Origin of the sequence: Halorubrum sp. SP3 (assembly GCF_005435195.1) — an archaeon.
Taxonomy (GTDB): domain Archaea; phylum Halobacteriota; class Halobacteria; order Halobacteriales; family Haloferacaceae; genus Halorubrum; species Halorubrum sodomense.
Genome location: NZ_SGTU01000513.1, coordinates 1 through 327 on the forward strand (window position 1 = coordinate 1; position 327 = coordinate 327).

Below are 327 nucleotides of genomic sequence, written 5' to 3' on the forward strand. Positions count from 1 at the left end.
GGACTCCTCGACGAGCCGCTCCGCCTCGTCGGGGTCGTACGGGTACGGGTCGATGTCGGGGTTGTAGCCGACGTGGCCCTCCAGCGTCGGCTGGCCGGTGATGTTCCCGAAGCCGTTGAGCACGTTCTCGATGATGCTCTCGACGTCGACGGCGTAGTTCATCGCCTGCCGGAACTGCTGGCTGGAGAACGGCTCCACGTCGTACCGCATCTGGAGGAAGATGATCCGCGCGCTGGGCACGGAGTTGATCGTCGCCACGTCCGAGCTGTTCACCCGGGAGACCTCGTTCGGCGGCACGTTGGTCACGATGTCCGTCTCCTCGGCGAG

Annotated in this window: 1 protein-coding gene; it reads right to left on the minus strand. The window is 65.7% G+C overall.

Annotated elements, in window-relative coordinates; all coding sequences use genetic code 11:
* Positions 1 to 327: ABC transporter substrate-binding protein (locus EXE42_RS17430; RefSeq protein ID WP_241988446.1), on the minus strand; the 327-nt coding region annotated here is incomplete at both ends.